Here is a 22,866-nt window from a genome sequence, read left to right on the forward strand (position 1 = left end):
GATCGCATTTCCCCTTGGTAGTTCCATCAACTCAACGTAATTTACACACAAATTCTAAATGACCCCAATCTGCATTGGGCAACAAAAAACGAACAGGGCAGTCACGTATGGCCGATCAGGACCCGCGATACATCAGCATCACACCGATGAAGAACGAAGGCCCGTTTGTGCTGGAGTGGGTGGCGCATAATCGCGCGATTGGTGTCGACCAAATGGTTGTGATGACCAACGACTGCACGGACGGAACAGATGCTTTGTTGCAGCGCCTGGACGACACAGGCGTTCTCACCCATGTCGACAACAACTCGCGCCGGAAAACCAGCCCGCAAAAACGGGCTTACAAGACCTTTCTCAGGATGGAGGTTGCACGACCGCAGGACTGGGTCATCGTCATCGACGCCGACGAGCACATCAACGTCAAGACAGGGGATAACACTCTGCGGGCACTGACGGACGCCATCCCCGATGCAAAAACGATTTCAATGACCTGGCGGTTGTTTGGAAATGCTGGGGTCGTGCAATACGAGGATCGATTTTTGTCGGATCAGTTCCGGCAAGCGGCGCCAGAGCGGATATTTCGACCGCCTCAGGCGTGGGGCTTTAAAACCATGTTCCAACGGGGAATTTGGGACGCGCTGGGCGTTCATCGCCCCAAGCGGCCAACGGTTGAGACCATGGAAGAGTGCCACTGGTACAACGGATCGGGTCAGTTGATGCCCGAGCGCTATTTTGACAAAAGCTGGCGGTCGGCACGGGACTCTTTTGGGTATGATCTGGTGCAGGTCAACCATTACGCGTTGAAGTCCTGCGAAAGCTATCTGGTCAAAAAGATGCGCGGTCGCGCCCACCATCTGGGCGAAAGCCTTGGTTTGGAATACTGGAACATGATGAACCAGAATGCCGAGACAAATACCTCGATCGACGCCATTCTGGATCGCAAGCGCGCATATTACTATGAGATGCTGTCCGATCCCGAGACTGCTTCACTGCATCACGCATCCTGTGATCTGCATCGACGGCAGATCGAACAACTGCGCGACTTGCCCGAGATGCAAGACCTCATGCAGCAGATGACCGCAGGGTTCGCGGCAAGCCAACAGGCATGACGCGAAATTTCTCAGGGACAGGAGCGCAATAATGCTTTGGCTGCATATGGGAATGCCCAAGACCGGCACAACTGCCCTGCAGGGGTACTTGCGCGGAAATCCGGGTGTCCTGAACGAGATCGGTTTGCGGTACATGGAAACCGGCCGACGAAGGCTAGAGGGTAAGAGGCGTCTCGCGGTAAGCCACAATATCATTGCGTTTCATATCAATCAGACCTCTCAGCCGATGGATCAGTTTCGCGCTGCCATGACCAGTGAATACGATTCGCATGCCGATCAGACCTGTCTTGTATCTTCCGAGATGTTCTATTCCTGTGATCTGAACAGGTTGGCCGAAGTGTTTGCTGATATACCATCGCGATCGCTGCGGATCACATTCTATTGTCGCCGCTACTCCGACTTTTTCGAAGCGGACTACAAGCAGCGCGCCAAAAACGGGCGATTGCCCAATGGTGGGACCGAGTATATTCGCCATCAATTGGATCAGATCCGCGATAGGCCAGAAATTTATAGTCTTTCCGCCAAGCTGGCGCAGATCCGGACTGCCTTTCCTGGTGTCTCGGTGGCTCCGCTTTTGTACGAACGCTCCGAAATGGTTCAGGGCAGTGTTGTCGATGATTTCCTGTCGCGGATCGGTACGCCGCTGGAGGAAGGCCGTACCGGCGGCCATGCGTCAAACCCGTCTCAGTCGCGTGCTGCCAGCGAGGCATTTGGAATCGTCTCCCGTGCGATTGGCCGCAAGAAAAGCCGTCAATTGCGTCGGCTCGTCGTTGAGGATCCGGTTATGGTGCGCCGAAATGACGTGTTGGAACCCGACGAACGCGCGTGGCTGGACGAGTTTCTAGCCAACGAAGACATCGCGTTCCGGCAGGAGTTCTTTCCCGACCGGTCCGAACTGTTCAGCTCCAAGCAATTGGATGAAGGGGATAAGACGTTCCGCAGGGATTCGCCCGAAGAGTACGAGGCATTGCGCAAAGCGTCAGAAATCGTGTTCCGGATGGCATTGGACAGCTGACCATCATTCCGCGATAGGGATTTCCTGACGCTGCTTTCCGGTCGTCTTGTCGAAGATCAGGATGCGGTTGTCGTCGGTGACGACTGCGTACCAGTTGTTGCCGATCGTTACGGCTTGCGCCTTTGCACCGTCCGGCAACTCGATCTGGTCGGGCAGGGTGGGGGTTCTGTCCGATAGTCGGATGACAATCAGTGCGAATGTCACTAGAACCCCGCCAATCATCACCGCGGTCAGCAGCATGACCATTCTCCGCAGCAGGCGTAGCTGTGGCGTTTCCTGCGGTTCTTGGGGTTCGGAAGGGACAGTCATGGGCACCCGTCAGATTGAATTTCACATCGCGGCCGATCCGCCGCCTCGCCTTGATAAGGCGCTTTCACGGGATGTGCCAGCCGATGAAAACCTGTCCCGAACGCGGCTGACCCGGTTGATCGACGACGGTGCCGTTACGATCGACGGCGCTGAGGTCCGCGACCCCAAGTCCAAGGTGGCCGAAGGGGCGGCGATCGTCATCACTGTGGCCGAGGCTGAGGACAGCCACATAGGTCCCGAAGATATCCCGCTGGAGATTATGTTCGAAGACGCGGACCTGATCGTTATTAACAAACCGGCCGGTATGGTCGTGCACCCAGCGCCGGGATCACCCAACGGCACTCTGGTCAACGCTCTGTTGCATCATTGTGGCGAGGATCTGTCTGGCGTAGGCGGTGTCAAACGCCCCGGCATCGTGCACCGCATCGACAAAGAGACCAGCGGATTGCTGGTCGTCGCCAAGTCGGATGCGGCGCATCACGGGCTTGCGGCGCAGTTCGAAGCACATAGTGTGGAACGCTATTATCGCGCGATTTGCTATGGCGTGCCGGATGCAAATGATCCCCGGTTGCGCGGAATCAAGGGTGTCAGTTTTGAGCCGGGCAATATCATGCGCCTGACCACGCAATTGGCCCGGCATAAGACTGACCGTCAGAAACAGGCTGTGCTGTTTCATGGCGGTCGACACGCGGTGACGCGAGCGCGGTTGGTTGAGACATTTGGTCATCCTGCTGGCATCGCCTTGATTGAGTGTTGGCTGGAAACCGGCCGTACGCATCAGATTCGCGTGCATATGGCCCATGCGGGGCATGGTCTGGTCGGCGACCCTGTGTATGGTGGTAAGCGCAAACTCGCCGCAAAAGCGTTCGGTGCTGCCGCTGCCGAGGCGGTGCGTAGCTTTCCGCGACAGGCGCTTCATGCTGCCGTTTTGGGCTTTGAGCACCCTGTAACCGGTGAAACCATGCGGTTCGAGGCAGATTTACCCGATGACATAGAAAATCTGATTGAACAGTTGCGCGCGCCGCTGACATAATACGCAAAGTTATGTGAGTAACGCGTTCTTAGCTTTCCTTTATCAATCGTTAATTTCAGACTGTTAACGGTACCTCTTGAATGGATCGGGACCTGTTCCCATATCCTATGTTAACAAGGTAAACATTTGTCGGAGGGACATGAAACATGGCAAATTACGCAAATCTCCCCGCGCCGACGCCCGAGGGCGGCCTGAACCGCTATATGCAGGAAATTCGCAAGTTTCCCCTGCTAGAGCCGGAAGAAGAATACATGCTGGCCAAGCGCTGGGTCGAAGAGCAAGACACTGAGGCCGCGCATAAGATGGTCACGTCGCACTTGCGGCTAGCGGCCAAGATCGCCATGGGCTATCGCGGCTATGGACTGCCTCAAGCCGAAGTGATTTCCGAGGCCAACGTGGGCTTGATGCAAGCCGTCAAACGGTTTGATCCGGAAAAGGGATTCCGTCTGGCGACTTATGCGATGTGGTGGATCCGTGCCTCGATTCAGGAATACATCCTGCGGTCGTGGTCATTGGTAAAACTGGGCACTACGTCGGCGCAGAAGAAGCTGTTCTTCAATCTGCGCAAGGCCAAAGCCCGCATCGGCGCCTTGGAAGAAGGCGACCTGCGCCCCGAGAACGTCAAACAGATCGCCAACGATCTGGGTGTGACCGAAGAAGAAGTCATCAGCATGAACCGCCGGATGTCCGGCGGGGACGCCTCGCTGAACGCGACCGTCGGGTCCGAGGGCGAAGGCACTATGCAGTGGCAGGACTGGCTTGAGGATGAAGACGCAGACCAGGCCGGTGACTACGAAGCGCGCGATGAATTGGATGCGCGTCGTGAACTGCTGGCTGCTGCGCTGGATGTACTGAATGACCGTGAAAAGGACATCCTGACCCAACGACGTCTGATGGATCAACCCGTCACGCTGGAAGAGCTGAGCACGCAATACAACGTCAGCCGCGAACGTATCCGGCAGATCGAAGTGCGCGCGTTCGAAAAGCTGCAGAAGAAAATGCGCGAGCTTGCGCGTGAAAAAGGAATGTTGGGCACCGTCTGACCCAACAAGCATCAGCCCGCCGAATTGGCGGGCTGATTTGTTTTACGCGAAGATGAAATCGTTTTCGGACAATTGGCCAGGCCAGACGCCGGTCAGGTCAATGCTGTCGCCGTCATCCAACTCGATCGTCGTGCGGAATAGGCCACCCGAGATGTCGTCTTCGATGTCTTCAAAGCTGGAAATGCCTTCATAACCAGATAGGTCGATCTTGTCTTTTCCGACTTTGAAATCGACAATCCAGTCATCGCCGTCACCGTTTTCAAAGACGAACATGTCTTTGCCGCGACCGCCGAACAGGGTGTCATTGTCGGCTCCGCCATCGATCACATCCGACCCTCGGCCGCCGAATATCGTGTCTTCGCCCTCATCACCGCGCAGAATGTCCTTTCCGCGCCCTCCAAAGATGACATCATTACCGGCGCCACCCAGCGCTACATCATCACCTTTTCCTGTGTTGATGACATCCCGTCCGCCACCGCCATGGACAAAATCCTGACCGCGACCGGTAAAGTAAAACTCGTCCGAGTCATCGCCGAGGATGAAGTCGGTGTTTTTCTGACCCAGAATGTCGCTAACGGATACGGGCAGCAAAACGCCGTTGAGGATGTGGATGATCCCGTTGGACGCTTCCACATCAAACCCGATCAGGCCAGGGTCGGCAATGCCGTCATCCGCGTCGCCCAGGCTTGGCGGCGCGCTTTCCAAATTCAGCTCGACTGATGAGCCCTGAAGCGTCTCGATCTGAGCGCCGTTGCCCAAACCAGCCACTGCTTCGAGATCGAAAGCACCGTTAACCACATGGTACTTCAGGATGTCCGTCAACAGGGGTATCGGGTCTCCGCCACCTAACAGGGTCAGTGCTTTGACAATGTGCCCAAGCGCGCCCGCCTCGTCCGAGCCGGTGTAGCCCAACGTTTGCGCCAGACCGACGAACGCTGCGTCGTTCGGCGCGAAAACGGTCAGGCTGGCTTCAGGATCGTCCAGTGCTCCAGCCAGCCCGGCGGCGACGACGGCCTCGCGCAGGATGTCGAAATCTTCGTTGTTCTCGTCGAACGAGCCGACGGCACCACTCATTAACACGGTTCCCGTGATCGTCGGCGTCATTGTGTCTGTCGGTGTTGGCATTTCTGGCTATCTCCCACCCAGTTGGTCACAACATAAATCCCGGGCGCTCCAGCGGCACACAATGCCAATTGCCCGGTGACATAGTTGCTACGTCGGAGAAAATGAAACGGATCAAGAAATTCAGAGGATTGCTGATGTTGCGCTGATTCATCAGTGGGGAAATTGAAAGTTTTGTGTTTGTTTTTTCAGTGTGTTAGCGCTGCCGCTACTGAGCCTGCGAAACAGTGTTCGCAATCTAATTTCGACAAGCTCAATCCGGGTCCGCAGCCGTTCCCAGTGCCCTGACCGTTGTGAAAAAGTTGGATCGGGAGGAGTTTCAATCTGCCGACGCCAGCCGTTATCAAGACCAAGAAAAACCTGACTTACCCCCAGTTGATTGATACAGTTAGCGCAAGCAGTCAGACAATGAGGATGCGTCATGCAGCAGCCGGTTCAATGGGGCGTTTTGGGTGCCGCGAAGTTTGCGCGCCAACATATGGCTCCAGCAATTAACGCAGCCGATGGTGCACGGTTGGCAGGCTTGGCCACGTCGGATGCAGCCAAAGCTGAGCCGTTCCAGCGGTTCTGCCCTGATCTGACGGTTTACGGCAGCTATGACGCGCTTTTGGCGGATCCCAAGATCGAAGCAGTCTACATCCCGCTGCCCAATCACTTGCACGTCGAATGGAGTCTAAAGGCGCTGGAGGCCGGGAAACATGTGCTGTGCGAAAAGCCGATGACCATGGCGGCGACCGAGTTCGCGCCATTGATCCAAAAGAGGGATGAGACCGGTTTGCTGGCCGCCGAGGCCTATATGATCGTGCATCACCCGCAATGGCAGTTCGTGCGCCAACTGATCGCAGACGGAGCGATTGGAAAGCTCGTGCATGTAACCGGGGCATTTAGCTTTGATAATCGTGCAGACACTGGGAACATCCGCAATAGGGCAGAGACCGGCGGCGGAGGGTTGCGGGACATTGGAGTCTACGTAATCGGCAGCGCCAGGTTTGCGACGGGGCAGGAGCCTCTGTCCGTCGAATCCGCGATCCGGTGGGAGGACGGCATAGACGCCTTTACCGAAATTCGGGCGCAATTTCCGGGCTTTACCTACTCCAGCTACGTGTCCATCCGGATGCATCCGCATCAGGAAATGGTGTTTCATGGCGAAGGCGGCGTAATCCGCCTGACCGCTCCGTTCAACGCACGTGTATTCGGTGAGGCGCGGGTGGAACTACACCGACCGGGCCTTGAAGTGCAGGTCACACGCTTCCCCGGCGATGACCACTATAAGCTTCAGGTCGAAGCCTTCTGCCGTTCGGTCCGCGACGGTATCGATTACCCGTGCCCCTTGGAGTTTTCGCGCGGTACGCAGGAGATGATCGATCAGGTGTTCGAGGGCGCAGTCGCGCTCTGACTTGCCACGTCGCGCCAGGCCGGTCTAATCTGACGGTCACCCGATCAGGAGGGAGACCATGGCAGGCGGCTGGGCCCGCGACGGCGCGGTGAGTGAACAGATTGAAGCGTCCATTTCGGATGAACTGGCCCGGATGCAGGCGCAAAGGCGGCCTGTCGGGGAAAGTCTGACTCATTGCGCCGAATGTGAAGAACCGATCCCTGAGAAGCGGCGCCTAGCTTTGCCCGGGGTGAAATTGTGCCTCGATTGCCAGCAAGAGCGGGACGGGGCTTTCAAGGCCCGGTCTGGCTTAAACCGTCGCGGGTCCAAAGACAGTCAGCTGAAATAGGCAGGGCGAGAGGATGCCCGAAACCAAAGTGAAACAGCCGCTTTTGCAGAATGGGCTGGTTCTTGGGTTTTTGGCGGCGTTCTTGTGGGGCACACACAGTGTCATTGTCCGCTATTTGACCAGCGATCTCGGCGGGCTGCAGATCGCTGTGACGCGATTGTTTATCGCGGCGCTTGCCATCTATTGCATGCTGCGGGTCATGAAGGTCTCGGTGTCGATCCGGATCGGCGACTGGAACTTTCGGCTGGCCGTATTGTCCACGGTGGTCAACTACATCCTGTTTCACATCGGGCTTGAACATACAGGTGCGGCGAACGCCATGGTTCTTGAGAATACAGCGCCGTTCTTTGTGTTGGTTTTCCTGTATTTCTTTGCGGATACACCCGTAACACGCACGGATGTTCTGGCAACGGTCCTGGCAATTTTTGGCGTGTTCCTAACGGTTTATCAGGATTTCCAAGGAGGTGGAGAACCTCTGTTCGGTGATCTTCTTGAAATAGGAGCGGGCCTCAGCTGGGCCGTATTCCTGATTTCCAGCAGCCGGGCGATGCGAAATTCGGAATCAACCGGCGAGCGTTTGAATTTCCTGTTCGGGATCTTCCTGTGCTCAGGGGTGTTGCTGCTTCCGTTGGCTATCTTTTCACTGCAGGTCCCAACGGCCAACGACGTGGTATTCCTGATTCTGCTAGGGGTATTGCCGACTGCCTTGGCTTACTACCTGTGGTACGAGGCTGCGGCGCGGGTTTCGACGCTGACAGCTACGTTGATGTTCGCCGCTTCCGTGGTATTCACGTTCATCAATTCGGCCTTGTTCCTGGGGGCCGCAATCACTCCGATCGCGGCCCTTGGGGCAGTGCTTATCGTGGCCGCAGTGTTCCTGACGACCAAAGCCAAAAGCGATTAATCTTCCATCGCTTCCAGCTCGTCGATAAAGCCGGAAATCATCGACAGGCCTTTGTCCCAGAACTTCGGATCGCTTGCGTCCAGTCCAAACGGGGCAAGCAGTTCCTTGTGGTGCTTCGACCCGCCGGCGCGCAGCATCTCGAAATACTTGTCCTCGAATCCTTCCGATCCGCTTGCGTAAACGGAATAGAGCGCGTTCACCAAGCCGTCGCCGAAAGCGTATGCGTAAACGTAGAAGGGTGAGTGTACGAAATGCGGGATATAGGCCCAGAAGGTTTCGTACCCATCCATGAATTCAAATGCGGGCCCAAGGCTTTCTGCCTGGACGCTCATCCACAGGGCATTGATGTCATCCGGGGTCAGTTCGCCTTCGCGGCGGGCGGCATGCAGTTTGCATTCGAAGTCGTAGAATGCGATTTGGCGAACGACCGTGTTGATCATGTCCTCGACCTTGCCGGCCAGCAGCACCTTGCGCTGTTCGGGGGTTTCGGCCTTGTCCAACATCTTGCGGAAGGTCAGCATTTCACCGAACACGGATGCCGTTTCGGCCAGCGTAAGCGGCGTTGACGACAGCATCTCGCCCTGATCGGCGGCCAGCACCTGGTGGACGCCGTGGCCCAGTTCATGCGCCAGCGTCATCACGTCGCGCGGCTTGCCCAGATAGTTGAGCATCACATAGGGGTGCACCTCGGTGACGGTCGGATGCGCAAATGCGCCCGGTGCCTTGCCCGGCTTTGCAGCTGCGTCAATCCAGCCTTTCGAGAAGAAGGGCGCCGCAATTTCACCCATGCGTGGGTCAAACGCATTGTAAGCGTTCATCACCGTCTTTTCCGCTTCGTCCCAACCGACAATGCGGGTGTCTTCCATCGGCAAGGGAGCGTTACGATCCCAAACCTGCATGACGTCCAGACCAAGCCATTTGCGTTTCAGTTCGTAATAACGATGGCTCAGTTTGGGATAGGCGGCCACAACCGCCTCACGTAGGGCTTCAACCACTTCAGGTTCCACGTCATTGGATAAATGGCGTCCGGTTTGCGCGGTCGGCATGTTGCGCCAGCGATCAACGATTTCCTTTTCCTTGGCCTGCGTGTTGTGGACGCGGGCAAAGGTCTTGATGTTGTTCTGAAACACGCTTGCCAACTCGCGCGAAGCGGCTTCACGTTTGGCGCGGTCCTGCTCGGTCAACAGGTTCAAAGTGCCTTCGATGTTCAGCTCTTCGCCGTCGACGGTGAACGTCAGACCGGCGATGGTTTCGTCGAACAGACGTTCCCAAGCATCGCCAACGACGCCGAGATCGTGGAGGAATTTTTCAAGTTCGTCAGACAGTTGATAGGGCTTCATCGCGCGAATGCGGCGGAAGACGGGCTCATAGCGCGCCAGATCGGCGTTGGCGTCAAAATGAGCCTTCAGCACGTCATCGTCGATGCGGTTGATCTCGAGCGTGAAGAACACCAGCGGGGTGGTGAAAATCGTAATCTTTTCCTGCATGTCTGACAGGAACTTGGCGCGCTCTGCGTCGGTGGTCAGCTGATAGTAGCGCAGACCAGCGAACGACATGACGCGACCTGCGATGGCGTTGATCTTTTCATTGCGTTGAACACAATTCAGAAGGCCCGCGGCGTCCAACTTTGCCAGCTTGCCCTCGTAATCTGCGGCAAACGAGGCGCATTCACCTTCCAGCCAGTCCAGATCTCGGGATAGCTCGGGCGCGTCTTCTGACGTGTACAGATCGGTCAGATCCCATTCCGGCAGGTCGCCCAGATTTTCGGCACCTCCGACTGCGTTTGCGTCACGTACGGGAAAGGGAAGGTCGCGCATGGATCACCTCGATAATAGCTTTCGCCAACATCTAGGCGCGCAAGGCGGGGATCACAAGCGGTGCATGTTCTGACCTAAGAAGACAGAACCGGTTCCGGCACCGCATCAGGCAACGCGGCCTTGAAATGAGCGGCCAGTTGGTCAAAGACCGGCCCGCGCACATCGGGCGCCTCCATCAGAACTTCGTGCTCGCCATCAGGGATTTCGACCAAAGTGCCACTGGGCCAGTTCGCCATGCGGGCGCGAATGGCCTTGCGGTCGACGATCTGTTCATGGCTGCCCAGGAAGGTCAGACTGGGAGTTTCAGGAGCTGTTTGTTCCATCAACCAAGCGCATTCATCCAACGCCTCGCGCAACCAGATTGTCGAAGGCGCGCCAAGGGCAAGTTCAGGATGTGCGGCCAACTGGTCCTTCATCATCTGGAACATTGCCGGATCGCGGGTCAGCACATTGCCTTCAAAGCATTGGGATGCGACGTAGCTCTCCAAAGACGTGGTGGGTGGAGTTTTTTCCCCCAACCCGATCCGGGGCCCCCAATAGGCAGTCAGACGGCTGAGCGGCTTCATGATCGGTGTGAAGAAGATGCCCCACATCGGTCCGGTAAACGCGCAGGCTGCGAAACAGTTCTTCTCCAACGCGGCGCGCAGGCCGATTGCACCGCCCATGGAATGTCCAATGACGAACCATGGCTTTGGCAGGTTAAGCTCGGTCGCCAGATCCAGGGTGGCCTGGACGTCCTTTTGATAGTCCGTGAACTTGTCGACGTGACCAATCCTGGGATCATCCAACAGCCGGTCCGCCAAGCCCTGACCGCGCCAGTCGACGGCCAAAAAGGCAAATCCCCTGCCGGTAAACTCGGCAGAGGCGTCGCCATATTTCTCGATGTATTCAGTACGGCCGGGGAACATCATAACCGTGCCGCAGGCATCGCCTTCGGGCAGCCAGTGGCCAACCCGAATGCGTGTATCGTCCGCTGTGTTCAGCCAATGGGCTTTACCACCGGCGGGGACGCCGGCCATGTCATCAAAGAAAGGGGCCGGCGACAGTTTCATCAGGCCAGCACCGACGCCAGCTGCATGGCCACGCCCATGTCGCCATCTACGGTCAACTTGCCGGACATGAAGGCACCGGTTGGGTTCAGTTCACCGCTGAGGATTTGTTCGAACGTCTCGGCATCCGCGCTCATGGTCACGTCGGTGTCTTCGTCGCTGACGCGCGCACCGCTTGCGTCCAGAACGATCGAGCCCAGATCGGCGATGGCAAATTTTGCCGATGCGCTAAAATCGCCGCCCGACAGTTTTTCGTTCAATGCGGCTGCGGCTTTTTCCAGAGTGTCGCTCATGATTCTCCTCACTATGTTTTGTGCGCCGGGAATGGACATCCACGGGCGCTGCGCTACACTGAACGTTGTTATGAGCATTGCAAGCACCAATCTCAAAGGTATCGTTGCGGCAACAGCGCTTCTAGTCACGTTTTCCTTCCCTTGTTCTGCACAAACGGCGGATTCCCGGGATGAGGAACAGCTATTGCAGCAATTGTCGCAGGCAACCCCCGAACAGTCGATCAACATTGATCGCCAGCTCAAGGCGTTGTGGGCGCAATCCGGATCAGCCTCGGCAGATTTACTGCTGGAGCGTGGTCGAGAGGCGCTGGATGATGGGGACACACAAGCCGCAATTGAGCATCTGACGGCGTTAACGGATCACGCGCCTCAATTTGCCGAAGGTTGGCATGTTCGGGCGTCCGTGTTCTTCGGGATCGATCGTTTCGGCATGGCCGCAGCCGATCTGGAGCATGCGCTGACGCTGAACCCGAACAATTACGAGGCCATCTACGGATTGGGCCTGATTTTCGAGATCATCGGTCAGCCCGACAAAGCTCTGGAAGCCTATGACCGTGCTTTGGCTATACATCCCCATCACGAAGAAGTAACCAATGCCGTGAATCGACTGAAGCCTCAGGTCGAGGGCTCGGCCCTCTAAAGAACCGGGGCAGGGGGCAAAGGTGAGCGGGTCATCCCGAATCGTGGCCGTACTTGGCCCGACTAACACAGGTAAAACCCATTACGCGATTGAGCGGATGCTGGGGCACCGGACTGGTGTGATCGGCCTGCCGCTGCGTCTGCTGGCACGCGAGGTCTATGATAAGATCGTCGCGATCCGGGGGCCGTCGGTTGTGGCGTTGGTAACTGGAGAAGAACGGATCGTACCGCCGCGCACTCAGTATTGGGTCTGTACGGTTGAGGCGATGCCCGAAGGCATGGGGGCGGATTTCGTCGCCATCGACGAAATCCAGCTTTGTGCTGACCCCGAACGTGGCCACGTTTTCACCGACCGCCTGCTGCGTTCGCGAGGCACCAGTGAAACTTTGTTCCTGGGCTCCGATACCATGCGCGGCCCGATCTCGGCGCTTGTCCCCGAGGCACAGTTCGTGCGCCGCGAGAGGATGTCGCAGCTGGTCTATTCCGGCTCGAAAAAGATCAGCCGGATGCCCCCGCGCAGTGCCATTGTCGGATTTTCGGTCGAAAACGTCTATGCCATTGCCGAACTGCTGCGCCGTCAAAAGGGCGGTGCGGCAGTGGTCATGGGGGCGCTCAGCCCACGGACCCGGAACGCGCAGGTAGACCTCTATCAGTACGGTGAGGTCGACTATCTGGTCGCCACGGATGCGATTGGGATGGGCTTGAACCTGGATGTGAACCACGTGGCGTTCTCGTCGCTGACCAAGTTCGATGGCCGGCGGATGCGCCCGCTTGCGCCAAACGAACTGGCTCAGATTGCCGGTCGGGCGGGGCGAGGCATGTCGGACGGAACCTTTGGCGTGACCGGTGAGGCCCCGCCGCTGGACGAAGGTGTCGCGCAGGCGATTATGGACAGCCGGTTTACGCCGATGAAAAAGCTGAACTGGCGGAATGCCGCCCTGCGGTTTGGCTCGGTTGAGGCCCTGATTGCCTCCCTTGAGGTTAGCCCGGACAGCGAACATCTGATCAAGGCGCGTCCTGCGGACGACCTGAATGTGCTGAAATCGCTCTCGCAAGTTGCAGAGGTTGCGGCGCGCGCCAGTGACGGTCCATCGATCCGATTGTTGTGGGATGTGTGCCGAATCCCCGATTTTCGCGGTATCAGTCACTCCGAGCACGCCAGCTTGCTCGAAGTTATCTACGGCCACTTGCACGAACGCGGTTCGATCCCAGATGATTTCATGGCGCGGCAAATCCGCCGTATCGATAAAACGGACGGAGATATTGATGCGTTGTCCAAAAGGTTGGCATATATTCGCACTTGGACATATGTTGCGCAACGAAACGGCTGGGTCCGTGACGAATCGCATTGGCGCGCCGAAACGCGCACTGTAGAAGACAGGCTGTCGGACGCTCTGCACGATCGTTTGACTCAAAGATTTGTGGACCGGCGCACATCTGTGTTGCTGCGCCGGCTCAAACAGAAGGAGGCCCTTTTGGCCGAAGTAAATGACAAGGGTGAAGTGACCGTCGAAGGAGAATTCGTCGGTCGTCTGGAAGGGTTCCGGTTTATCCCGGACAAAAGCGCGCAAGGAACCGAGGCGAAAGCTTTGAAAACGGCTTCCCTGCAAGCACTCGCGCCGCAATTCCATCTGCGTGCCGACCGTTTCTACAATGCGCCCGATACCGAAATTGATTTTACCGATCAGGGTGGCCTGATGTGGGGCGAATATGCCGTCGGCAAGCTGGTTGCCGGGGCAGAGCCACTCAAGCCGATGGTCGAGGTGTTTGTGGATGAGGCCGCAGGCCCTGAAGTCGAGCAGAAAGTGCAGCGCCGCCTGCAGCACTTCATCGACCGCAAAGTGGCCGCTCTGTTCGAACCGCTGCTGAATCTGTCGCGGGATGAAGAACTGTCGGGCCTGGCCAAAGGATTTGCCTTCCGTATGGTCGAGGCGCTTGGTGTTCTGCCCCGTGCGGGAGTCGCGCAAGAGGTCAAGGATCTGGATCAGGACGCCCGTGGCGCATTGCGCAAGCACGGTATCCGGTTTGGCCAGTTCACCATCTTCATGCCGCTGCTGCTGAAGCCCGCCCCGACGCGTCTGCGTCTGGTACTGTGGGCACTGGCCGGCGGTCTGCAGGAATTCCCCGATGCGCCACCTCCGGGTCTGGTCACGGTTCCGGTCGCCAAGGATGCGCCCGAGGGCTACGACACCATGTGCGGCTACCGCGATGCAGGCGAACGTTCCATCCGTATCGATATGCTGGAGCGTCTGGCCGACATGCTGCGCGCAGAAGACAGCCGGGGCGGGTTCGAGGCCAAGCCTGACATGCTGTCGATCACCGGCATGACGCTTGAACAGTTCGCAGACCTGATGCAGGGCCTGGGCTACAAAGCCGAGCGCGGTGAGCGTGAAAAGGTGAAGGCGGCATCGGTTGAGGCCGAAGAGCCCGCGGTAGAAGCGACCGAACAACCTGCCGACGCAGAAACACCGGCACCCGAGGCCGCGACTGAAGAGGTCGCCGTACCCGCCGAGGCAGCAGCCGAGGCCATCGAAAGCACGGAGGCGGCAGCCGAGGCTCCCACTTCGGATGAGACTGAGGTTGAGGTATTTTATACCTTCACCTGGGGTCGTCCGCGTCAGGCCAATCGAGGCCCGAGACGTGAACAGCGGCAGGGTCAGGGGCAGGGCAAAGGCAAGCCGCGTGGCAAGCCTCAGGACGGCCGCGGTAAGCCACAGGGCAAGAAGGGTGGAAAACCGCAAGGTGGTAAGACCTTCTCGTCCCGTCCACCCCGGAAGGAAAAGGCGATCGATCCGGATAACCCGTTCGCAGCAGCGCTGATGGGTTTGAAAGACGGTAACTAAACGCCTATGGCCGAGGCCAAGCTGCGGATCGACAAATGGTTGTGGCAGGCGCGGTTCTTCAAGACCCGCAGCCTGGCCGCCAAGCAGGTCAGCGGTGGCCACGTCAGGTTGAACGGAAACCGGGTCTTGAAACCGGCGCAGGCCGTGGCCCCCGGTGATGTTCTGACCTTCCCGCAGGGCCGTATCGTGCGGGTTGTACGGGTTGAGAAGTTGGGCGATCGCCGCGGCCCGGCACCCGAGGCGCAGACGTTGTACTCTGATATGACGGAAAAGAAGGACGTGCCTTCCAAAAATCCGGGATTTGAGGGAAAAGGTCGTCCGACTAAGAAAGATCGACGCGCGCTTGATCTTTCTCGCACCAAAGAGGGCTGATCCGCCCTTGAAGACAGTATAATACTGGATTAGCTAGACGCCCAAACCGCTAATGGGAATCCCACAATGACCTATGTTGTCACCGAAAACTGCATCGCCTGCAAATACACCGACTGCGTCGAAGTATGCCCGGTGGACTGTTTCTATGAAGGTGAGAACACACTGGTCATTCATCCCGATGAATGCATTGACTGCGGCGTGTGCGAACCGGAATGCCCCGCCGACGCCATCCGCCCCGACACCGAACCGGGCATGGATCAATGGGTTGAGTTCAACCGGAAGTATTCGGAACAGTGGCCGGTGATCGTGACCAAAAAAGACCCTTTGCCCGGTGCAGAAGAACGCGACGGTGAAGAGGGTAAGATGGAGAAGTATTTCTCTGAAGCACCCGGCGAAGGTGGCTAAGCGATTCGCTCATTGAACCGGTAGGTTCAATTGCCAATTCAAGACGTATGCCCCTGAAAAACATCAGGCTTTCTAAGGTTCAGGGGCGCTGGCCTTTCGGGCGTCGCAATTTTGTGATATACTCGGAAGCTGAATGATGAATGAGATGGGGATGACTCCGTAAGTATGCACACTTTGGAGTTCTGATTTTTTGACAAATTCACAGCCTGACCGGGCCTGATGATGGCACGGTTTGGGGTATTTTGTTGTCTGATCCTCGCTCTCGTAACCAAGGATGAACCTGTATGTCTAAGTCGAAAAAGCTTGAGTTCCGCCCGAACGACTATGTTGTCTACCCCGCCCATGGCGTGGGTCAGATCATCTCGATCGAAGAGCAGGAAGTCGCGGGATACTCACTCGAGCTGTTTGTCATTTCCTTTGAGAAAGACAAGATGACCCTGCGGGTGCCGACCAATAAGGTCACGGAATCCGGTCTGCGCTCGCTTAGCTCGCCGGACGTTATCAGCCAGGCGATGAAAACGCTGAAGGGCAAGGCCAAGGTGAAACGCGCCATGTGGTCGCGCCGGGCACAGGAATACGAGCAGAAAATCAACTCGGGTGACCTGATCTCCATCGCAGAAGTTGTTCGTGACCTGCACCGCACCGATGACCAACGCGAGCAGAGCTACTCTGAGCGTCAGCTGTACGAAGCCGCGCTGGAGCGTCTGACCCGCGAAGTCGCTGCTGTTTCCGGTGCCGATGAAGTGTCTGCTGCCAAGCAGGTTGATGAGGTTCTGACCTCGCGCGCTGCTGCCGCGTAACCGCAACAGTTTTCAATGTCCAAGCCGCTCTCGAAAGGGGGCGGCTTTTTTGTGTTCGCGGCTTGGTGAATGTCTGAATTGCCGTTAATTTCCCAATAGGCAGAGGCACGTAGATGGTGAATTTGAAGCAAACAGTTAAGTATCTGTATGTTGGGCACGACCCGATTTCGGTCTGGTTTCGGTATGTCCTGATCTTGTTTGATGCGGTCACAATCATTTTCTTCGTGGCCACAGCTAGGGGCGAGCACGGTCTGGGTTTCACAGTTGCCAGTCTGATCATAGGGTTTTTCATCGTTCTGGATTTTTCTGCACGGATGTGGATTGCGAAAGATCGGTGGAAGTTGCTGCGCAAAATCTACACGCTGGCCGATATAGTTGTGATCGTTTCTCTTCTGGTTGATCTTTTTTTGCCGTGGAACCTGGCGTTCCTGCGAATCTTGCGTGCTTTGCGTCTGATCCATTCCTATCATTTGCTCAGGGATTTGCGGCGCGACAGCGATTTCTTTCGCACGCATGAGGACGCGGTAATTGCAGCGATCAACCTGTTGGTCTTCGTATTCGCCACCTCGACGGCGGTTTTGGTGTTCTTCATCCCCGAAAATAGTCCGAACGCTTATATCGACGCGCTCTATTTCACCATGGCCACTCTAACCACGACCGGGTTCGGAGATATCACTCTGGCCACGCCCGCGGGAAAGCTGTTTTCGGTCTTTATCATGATTGTCGGCGTGGCGTTGTTCGTCCGGTTGGCCCAGGCAATCTTCATGCCGCAGAAAGTGCGCCACAGGTGCGCAAATTGCGGCCTGTACCGGCACGACCCCGATGCAGTGCACTGCAAACATTGTGGCGAAACGCTTAGGATTGAAACCGGTGGGACGAGTTAGATCGCTGCGGTCACTGCAGCCAAAAACGTAAGCTCTGCCAGTTGTTGTGATGCGCCCAGTACATCCCCTGTCTGACCGTTGATTTTGGCTTTGGCCAGCATAGCAAGGCAACCGACGGCCAGAGCCGAAAAAACAGTGGGGATCAAAGCGCTTGATCCAAGCAGCAATAAGGACAAGCCAAAAGCAAGGCCGAAACCAATTGCTGCAGTTTCGGCCTTTGGGCCTCCGACCGAATGGCTCAATCCGCTGTTTCGGGCGTTCGGCAGCACGGACATAAGCATCGGCATGAATGCGCGAGAAATGACGCAGGCCGCCAGAATTCCTGCGTATTCGTTTGCGGCCAGTAGGGCTGCAATCAATGCGACGCGTAGCAATTGCGTGAAGATCAGAGTCAGGACACCGTAGGCACCAATATGGCTGTCTTTCATGATTTCCAGCCGACGCTCGGTGGTGAAACCGCCCCAAAAACCGTCGACCGTGTCTGCAAGCCCGTCCTCGTGCATTGCTCCCGTAGCTATGACCAGACCCGCCACCAGGATCGCCGCGCTAGCCACTGCGGGCAGGCCAACAGCCATAACTGCCCAGCCGAAAGCGCAGGCCAGAAGGCCGACCACCAGCCCCACCAGTGGAAAAGCCCAGGCCGCGTTGGCTTGCCTTGAAAACACGTTTTCCGGCAGGCGCGGTATCGGCAGGCGCGTCAGCAGCACCAGCGACAGCGGAAAATCCCACGCGGAAAAGAGTTTGGTGTCGTTTTTGTTCACTCTCGCGCCTTTCGGGGTCTTGTTGGTTCGGACGCTTCGGTTAAACACACAGGACCACTCTGATGCAACGAGGCTTTGGATGCTGCCCGAACTGAATGACCTGAATACTCTCCGAGAAGCTCTGAAGAACGCGCCGGGACCGGATGGCGACGCGCTACAGGGCGCCGCTGACCGAAACGGACAACTGACGAAACCCCCTGGCGCATTGGGACGGCTAGAGGATCTGGCGATTTGGTACGCTGGCTGGCGTGGGGATGCCCGGCCGCAGATCTCTGCCCCGCAAGTCATCGTTTTTGCTGGCAATCATGGCGTTACTGCACAGGGCGTATCGGCTTTTCCACCAGAAGTGACCGTGCAGATGGTCATGAACTTTGAACATGGCGGCGCGGCGATCAACCAACTGGCCAAGGCGGCCGGTGCGACGATGGATGTCCACGCGCTGGATCTGGACCGGCCAACTGCAGATTTCACCACTGGCCCGGCCATGTCCGAGGATGAACTGCTGGAGGCGCTGCGTGTAGGGTGGGCAGCTGTCGACCCTGACGCGGATTTGCTGGTGGTTGGCGAGATGGGGATCGGCAACACCACCCCGGCGGCTGCCATCGCTTGTGCTTTGTTCGGCGGTGAGGCCGCGGACTGGACCGGTCGCGGTACCGGTGTCGACGATGCTGGTCTGGCCAATAAAACCCGCGTCGTGGCCGAAGGTGTGGCCCTGCATGGCGGATCCGGCGATGGGCTGGAAATCCTACGCTGTCTGGGTGGGCGTGAAATCGCGGCCATGGCCGGTGCCATCGCTGCAGCCCGTGCCCTGCGTATTCCGGTCATTCTGGATGGCTTTATCTGTTCGGCTGCTGCGACCTGCCTGGCCGATGCGTCCGAGGGCGCGCTGGATCACACCGTCGCAGGCCACCAAAGCGCCGAAGGGGCGCACGGTGCTGTGCTGGCCAAACTTGGAAAGGAACCGCTGTTGAGCCTTGGGCTGCGACTGGGCGAAGGCTCGGGCGGGGCGCTGGCCATCAACATCCTCAAAAGCGCTGTCGCGTGCCATTCCGGTATGGCGACATTTGCCGAAGCGGGCGTTTCGGACGGCTGATCAAAATGGCCTGATCCGCAAAAACGGGTCAGGCCGATTTCTTCGCGTGTTTTTCGGCCAGTTCCAGCAATTCGGTCTCAAGGTCTTTCTCAAGCTGCTGCGCGCGTTCAATGTACTTCTTGTTGTCTGCGGTTGGCATACCGGGAATCCACAATTCAGCCAGATCACGCACAGAAGACCGGTCATGGTGGTAAAAGGTCTGCTCGGCCTGCGCGGCCTCATATTCGCTCAGTCCAATGTTCTCCAGGACATAGCGGCCCGCCCGTAGCGACCCGTCGAACATCTCACGCACAATGTCGTTTGCACCGGCCTGATACAGCTCGTAGACATGGGTGCGATCATGCGCCCGTGCCACGATATGCAGGTCGGGGCGTTGGCGGCGGGCATAGCCGACCAGTCGTGTGACCTGTTTGGGGTCATCCATTGCGGCCACCAATACGGCCGCCTTTTCAATTCCAGCGGCGCGCAGCAACTCGGGCCGTGTCGGGTCGCCTAAGAATCCTTTGACGCCAAATCGGCGCATCAGTTGGATCGTCTCGATATCATGGTCCAGCACAACTGTCTTGAATCCGCTGGCCCGGACCAGCCGGTTTACGATCTGACCAAAACGCCCAATCCCCGCGATGATGACCGGGCCTTTTTCGTCGATCTCATCCGGCTCGGCCTGAGGAACGCCGTCACCGATACGGCGCGATAGCTGGTCGTAGATGATGAACAAAAGCGGTGTGATCAGCATGGTCAGCGCGATGATCATCAGCAGCTTTTGGGACAGATCCGGAGGAATGACGTTCTGCTGGGTCGAAAAGGCCAGCAGGACAAAGCCAAACTCGCCCGCCTGAGCCAAGCCCAACGTGAACAGCCAGTGATCCCGGCCGCGCAACCGGAATGCGCGCCCGACCAGAAACAGAATGATCCCTTTGGCCAATATGACCAGCAGTGCCAGCCCGATCAGGTCAAGCGGGTCGTTGAAAAAGTACCCGACATCAATGCCAGCGCCGACGGTGATGAAAAACAGCCCAAGAAACAGTCCCTTGAACGGTTCAAGATCGCTTTCCATTTCGTGCCGGAACTCCGAGCTGGCCAGAACAACGCCCGCCAGAAACGCGCCAAGGGCAGGGGAAAGTCCAACAAGGGTCATCAGGAAGGAAATGCCCACGACGATCATCAGCGCCAGCGCCGTATACATCTCGCGCAGGCGCGTGGCGTGTATGAAGCGGAAGAGGGGGCGTGTCAGGTAGATGCCCGCCAGAATGACAAAGGCAACCGCGCCAATCGTAACCAACGTGACGGCCCAGCCCGGCAAGCCTTCGACCAGAGACAGGCTGTGATGAGCCGCGTCATGCGCTGCGCCCGTACCTCGATCAATCGAGCCGTCGCTTTCGAGATGGGGAATTGCTGGCAGAGCCAGTAGCGGCAGCAAGGCCAGAATTGGAATGACAGCGATATCCTGGGTCAGCAGCACCGAGAACGTGGCCCGACCGCCATTTGTCTGCATAAGTCCCTTTTCCGAAAGGGTCTGCAGAACAATCGCGGTCGAGGACAGAGACAGGGTCAACCCGACAGCCAAAGCGACGGACCACGGGTGGTTTGCATACATGGCTACAGCGGCGATCGCGGCTGTGGACAGCAGAACCTGCAGGCCCCCAAGACCCAGTAGCCGATCCCGCATGTCCCATAGCGCCCTTGGTTCCAGCTCAAGCCCGATCAGGAACAGCATCATGACGACGCCGAATTCGGCCACATGCTGCAGGCTTTCAGTCTCGGCGCCGACCAGTCCAAAAACGGGACCGATGACAATGCCAGCAGCCAGATAGCCCAGAACTGACCCTAACCCCAGACGTGCCGACAACGGCACTGCTATCACGGCGGCAGCCAGATAGATTGAAGCCTGGTAAAGGAAATCGTCCATGTTTGTCCTCTCGGTCCGGTCAGGTAGGCAACGGCGCGTCGCGTTTTAGTTGGTCCATCACGATCTGGCTGTGCACCCGTGCCACTGCAGGATGCGGCAGTATCACTTGGTGAAGCAAGCGATTGAGCGCGGAAAGATCGTCGCAAAAGACATGCAGCAAGTAATCTGCCTCACCGGTCATCGTCCAGGCGCTGGTGATCTCGGGCCGTGTGTTCACCATGCGGGCAAAGCTTTCGGATTGTTCCGGTCCATGGGTGCCCAGATGCACCTGAATGAAGCCCTGAACCTGCAGGCCCAGTTTCAGTGGATCCAGCCGCGCGGCATAACCGGTGATGTAGCCTTCGGCCTCTAACCGTTGACGTCGACGCCCGGCCTGGCTTGGTGAAAGGTTCAGCATTTCACCCAGTTGATGCGCAGTCAGGTGGGCGTCCTTTTGCAGGGCAGACAGCAGACGCGTATCGGTGGAATCCAGCATATGCGGAATTTCTCCAAAATATCTTAAAAATGTGCGTGATTTGCGCGCATGAACAGAGTTTACACAAAAACTATGCGCAGAAACAGCGCTTGATAAGGCGTATTTTGGAATCAGCAAAGAAATTCCTGTTTTTACGGAGACGCGCCATGGGTCCTTTCCCGCATAACGCCCCGAAATCTGTCATCAGCCCTGAAAATCCCGCCGGAACCGATGGGTTTGAATTTGTCGAATTCGCCCATCCCGAACCTCAGGAACTGCGGGATCTTTTCGCCAAGATGGGATTCGAACTGGTCGGGCACCACAAGGAAAGGCCTCTGGTCGAACTGTGGCAGCAGGGCGATGTAACTTACATCCTTAATGCCGATCCCGAGAGCTTTGCCGCCAAGTTCGTCGAAGAGCACGGACCCTGCGCGCCCGCGATGGGATGGCGTGTTGTGGACGCGCAAAAGGCCTATGAGCACGCGGTTTCAAAAGGGGCGAAGCCCTATGACGCTGCCGACAAAACCATGGACGTCCCGGCAATCAAGGGCATCGGTGGGTCGCTTATCTATTTCATCGATCAGTATTACGAAACATCGCCTTACAATCACGAGTTCAACTGGACCACCCAGTCGAAACCGCGCGGCGACGGGTTCTATTACCTCGATCATCTGACCCACAACGTCTACAAGGGCAACATGGACAAGTGGTTCAAGTTCTACGAGGACCTGTTCAACTTCCGCGAAATCCGGTTCTTTGACATTCAGGGCAAGTTCACTGGCCTGTTTAGCCGCGCGCTGACGTCGCCCTGTGGCCGTATCCGCATTCCGATCAACGAAGATCGGGGCGAAACCGGGCAGATCGTGTCTTACCTGCAGAAATACAAAGGTGAGGGTATTCAGCACATTGCCGTCGGTAGCGAAGATATCTACGCCTCGACCGATGCGATTGCCGAAAAAGGCCTGAAGTTCATGCCGGGTCCGAACCAGGCGTATTACGAGATGTCCAGGGACCGCGTCGCGGACCATGAAGAGCCTTTGGACCGGATGATGAAGCACGGCATTCTGATCGATGGCGAGGGGGTTCTGGACGGCGGAGAAACGCGGATCCTGCTGCAAATCTTCTCGAAAACCGTGATTGGCCCGATCTTTTTCGAGTTCATCCAGCGCAAAGGTGATGATGGCTTTGGCGAAGGGAACTTTCAGGCTCTGTTCGAATCCATCGAGCGCGAGCAGATCGAAAGCGGTGAAATTTCAGCCGCTTAAAAGTTCTTCTTGAATCATGTGAAAGG

The 22,866-nt window shown here is 57.3% G+C and carries 23 protein-coding genes; 15 read left to right on the top strand and 8 right to left on the bottom strand.

What is annotated here, in order from left to right:
* Nucleotides 1–107: 107 nt before the first annotated feature.
* The gene (locus tag ACR0J0_RS03365; protein WP_480661299.1) at nt 108–1,106 is read left to right on the top strand and encodes a glycosyltransferase family 2 protein; all 999 of its coding nucleotides are present in this window, start codon (nt 108–110) and stop codon (nt 1,104–1,106) included.
* A gap of 31 nt (nt 1,107–1,137) precedes the next feature.
* Nucleotides 1,138–2,121 carry a hypothetical protein gene (locus ACR0J0_RS03370; RefSeq protein ID WP_480661300.1) on the top strand — a complete coding sequence of 328 codons (984 nt, stop codon included), beginning with the start codon at nt 1,138–1,140 and terminating at the stop codon, nt 2,119–2,121.
* Between the two features lie 3 nt (nt 2,122–2,124).
* On the opposite strand, the gene ACR0J0_RS03375 is transcribed toward ACR0J0_RS03370, so the two are convergent.
* Nucleotides 2,125–2,430 (bottom strand): DUF6476 family protein, encoded by a 306-nt coding sequence (locus ACR0J0_RS03375; protein WP_480661301.1) that lies wholly within the window; start codon nt 2,428–2,430, stop codon nt 2,125–2,127.
* Between ACR0J0_RS03375 and ACR0J0_RS03380 the strand changes: the two genes are divergently transcribed.
* Both ACR0J0_RS03380 and rpoH read left to right on the top strand, forming a co-directional pair.
* On the top strand, nt 2,429–3,463 hold the full coding sequence (locus ACR0J0_RS03380; RefSeq protein ID WP_480661302.1) for an RluA family pseudouridine synthase: 1,035 nt from the start codon (nt 2,429–2,431) through the stop codon (nt 3,461–3,463). The genes ACR0J0_RS03375 and ACR0J0_RS03380 overlap by 2 nt on opposite strands.
* Nucleotides 3,464–3,609: 146 nt before the next feature.
* Nucleotides 3,610–4,506 (top strand): RNA polymerase sigma factor RpoH, encoded by an 897-nt coding sequence (gene rpoH / locus ACR0J0_RS03385; protein ID WP_170421709.1) that lies wholly within the window; start codon nt 3,610–3,612, stop codon nt 4,504–4,506.
* A 42-nt stretch (nt 4,507–4,548) separates the two neighbouring features.
* Here rpoH and ACR0J0_RS03390 read toward each other — a convergent pair whose 3' ends face one another.
* A complete protein-coding gene (locus ACR0J0_RS03390) occupies nt 4,549–5,631 on the bottom strand; it encodes a fasciclin domain-containing protein (protein ID WP_480661303.1) in 1,083 nt (360 codons plus the stop codon).
* 418 nt (nt 5,632–6,049) lie between these two features.
* Between ACR0J0_RS03390 and ACR0J0_RS03395 the strand changes: the two genes are divergently transcribed.
* From ACR0J0_RS03395 to ACR0J0_RS03405, 3 genes are read left to right on the top strand one after another with little or no spacing between them, the layout of a single operon-like run.
* The gene (locus tag ACR0J0_RS03395; protein ID WP_480661304.1) at nt 6,050–7,024 is read left to right on the top strand and encodes a Gfo/Idh/MocA family protein; all 975 of its coding nucleotides are present in this window, start codon (nt 6,050–6,052) and stop codon (nt 7,022–7,024) included.
* A gap of 58 nt (nt 7,025–7,082) precedes the next feature.
* Complete coding sequence (locus tag ACR0J0_RS03400) at nt 7,083–7,352, top strand: DksA/TraR family C4-type zinc finger protein (protein WP_480661305.1); 270 nt, start codon at nt 7,083–7,085, stop codon at nt 7,350–7,352.
* A 13-nt stretch (nt 7,353–7,365) separates the two neighbouring features.
* Nucleotides 7,366–8,256 carry a DMT family transporter gene (locus tag ACR0J0_RS03405; protein WP_480661306.1) on the top strand — a complete coding sequence of 297 codons (891 nt, stop codon included), beginning with the start codon at nt 7,366–7,368 and terminating at the stop codon, nt 8,254–8,256.
* Here ACR0J0_RS03405 and ACR0J0_RS03410 read toward each other — a convergent pair.
* The 3 genes from ACR0J0_RS03410 to ACR0J0_RS03420 form a co-directional block, all read right to left on the bottom strand.
* Entirely contained in the window at nt 8,253–10,073 is a 1,821-nt protein-coding gene (locus ACR0J0_RS03410; protein ID WP_480661307.1) for a M3 family oligoendopeptidase, read from the bottom strand. The two genes, ACR0J0_RS03405 and ACR0J0_RS03410, sit on opposite strands and share 4 nt — an antisense overlap.
* A 74-nt stretch (nt 10,074–10,147) precedes the next feature.
* Nucleotides 10,148–11,125, bottom strand: coding sequence for an alpha/beta fold hydrolase (locus ACR0J0_RS03415; protein WP_480661308.1), 978 nt, complete (start codon nt 11,123–11,125; stop codon nt 10,148–10,150).
* Nucleotides 11,125–11,415, bottom strand: a complete 291-nt coding sequence (locus ACR0J0_RS03420) for an SCP2 sterol-binding domain-containing protein (protein WP_480661309.1) — start codon at nt 11,413–11,415, stop codon at nt 11,125–11,127. The genes ACR0J0_RS03415 and ACR0J0_RS03420 overlap by 1 nt, the downstream gene beginning before the upstream one ends.
* A gap of 70 nt (nt 11,416–11,485) precedes the next feature.
* Here ACR0J0_RS03420 and ACR0J0_RS03425 point away from each other — a divergent pair, with 70 nt between their 5' ends.
* The 6 genes from ACR0J0_RS03425 (at nt 11,486) to ACR0J0_RS03450 (ending at nt 17,358) form a co-directional block, all read left to right on the top strand.
* Nucleotides 11,486–12,055 carry a tetratricopeptide repeat protein gene (locus tag ACR0J0_RS03425; protein WP_480661310.1) on the top strand — a complete coding sequence of 190 codons (570 nt, stop codon included), beginning with the start codon at nt 11,486–11,488 and terminating at the stop codon, nt 12,053–12,055.
* 22 nt (nt 12,056–12,077) lie between these two features.
* The gene (locus ACR0J0_RS03430) at nt 12,078–14,897 is read left to right on the top strand and encodes a helicase-related protein (RefSeq protein ID WP_480661311.1); all 2,820 of its coding nucleotides are present in this window, start codon (nt 12,078–12,080) and stop codon (nt 14,895–14,897) included.
* Nucleotides 14,898–14,903: 6 nt separating this feature from the next.
* Nucleotides 14,904–15,269, top strand: coding sequence for an RNA-binding S4 domain-containing protein (locus ACR0J0_RS03435; protein ID WP_480661312.1), 366 nt, complete (start codon nt 14,904–14,906; stop codon nt 15,267–15,269).
* 66 nt (nt 15,270–15,335) lie between these two features.
* A complete protein-coding gene (fdxA, locus tag ACR0J0_RS03440) occupies nt 15,336–15,674 on the top strand; it encodes a ferredoxin FdxA (protein WP_480661313.1) in 339 nt (112 codons plus the stop codon).
* Between the two features lie 284 nt (nt 15,675–15,958).
* The gene (locus ACR0J0_RS03445; RefSeq protein WP_480661314.1) at nt 15,959–16,474 is read left to right on the top strand and encodes a CarD family transcriptional regulator; all 516 of its coding nucleotides are present in this window, start codon (nt 15,959–15,961) and stop codon (nt 16,472–16,474) included.
* A 113-nt stretch (nt 16,475–16,587) separates the two neighbouring features.
* Nucleotides 16,588–17,358 (top strand): potassium channel family protein, encoded by a 771-nt coding sequence (locus ACR0J0_RS03450; RefSeq protein WP_480661315.1) that lies wholly within the window; start codon nt 16,588–16,590, stop codon nt 17,356–17,358.
* Here the strand turns inward: ACR0J0_RS03450 and cobS are convergent.
* Nucleotides 17,355–18,119, bottom strand: a complete 765-nt coding sequence (gene cobS / locus ACR0J0_RS03455; RefSeq protein ID WP_480661316.1) for an adenosylcobinamide-GDP ribazoletransferase — start codon at nt 18,117–18,119, stop codon at nt 17,355–17,357. The genes ACR0J0_RS03450 and cobS overlap by 4 nt on opposite strands.
* Nucleotides 18,120–18,198: 79 nt before the next feature.
* Here cobS and cobT point away from each other — a divergent pair, with 79 nt between their 5' ends.
* Nucleotides 18,199–19,212 carry a nicotinate-nucleotide--dimethylbenzimidazole phosphoribosyltransferase gene (cobT, locus tag ACR0J0_RS03460; protein WP_480661317.1) on the top strand — a complete coding sequence of 338 codons (1,014 nt, stop codon included), beginning with the start codon at nt 18,199–18,201 and terminating at the stop codon, nt 19,210–19,212.
* A gap of 28 nt (nt 19,213–19,240) precedes the next feature.
* Here cobT and ACR0J0_RS03465 read toward each other — a convergent pair whose 3' ends face one another.
* On the bottom strand, nt 19,241–21,121 hold the full coding sequence (locus ACR0J0_RS03465; protein WP_480661318.1) for a monovalent cation:proton antiporter-2 (CPA2) family protein: 1,881 nt from the start codon (nt 21,119–21,121) through the stop codon (nt 19,241–19,243).
* Nucleotides 21,122–21,140: 19 nt separating this feature from the next.
* Nucleotides 21,141–21,596: an Lrp/AsnC family transcriptional regulator gene (locus ACR0J0_RS03470; protein WP_480661319.1), complete on the bottom strand. Its 456-nt coding sequence runs from the start codon at nt 21,594–21,596 to the stop codon at nt 21,141–21,143.
* A 146-nt stretch (nt 21,597–21,742) separates the two neighbouring features.
* On the opposite strand from ACR0J0_RS03470, the gene hppD reads away from it, so the two are divergent.
* Nucleotides 21,743–22,840 (top strand): 4-hydroxyphenylpyruvate dioxygenase, encoded by a 1,098-nt coding sequence (gene hppD, locus ACR0J0_RS03475; RefSeq protein ID WP_480661320.1) that lies wholly within the window; start codon nt 21,743–21,745, stop codon nt 22,838–22,840.
* Nucleotides 22,841–22,866 lie beyond the last annotated feature (26 nt).

The organism is Ruegeria sp. BF12 (assembly GCF_056538705.1).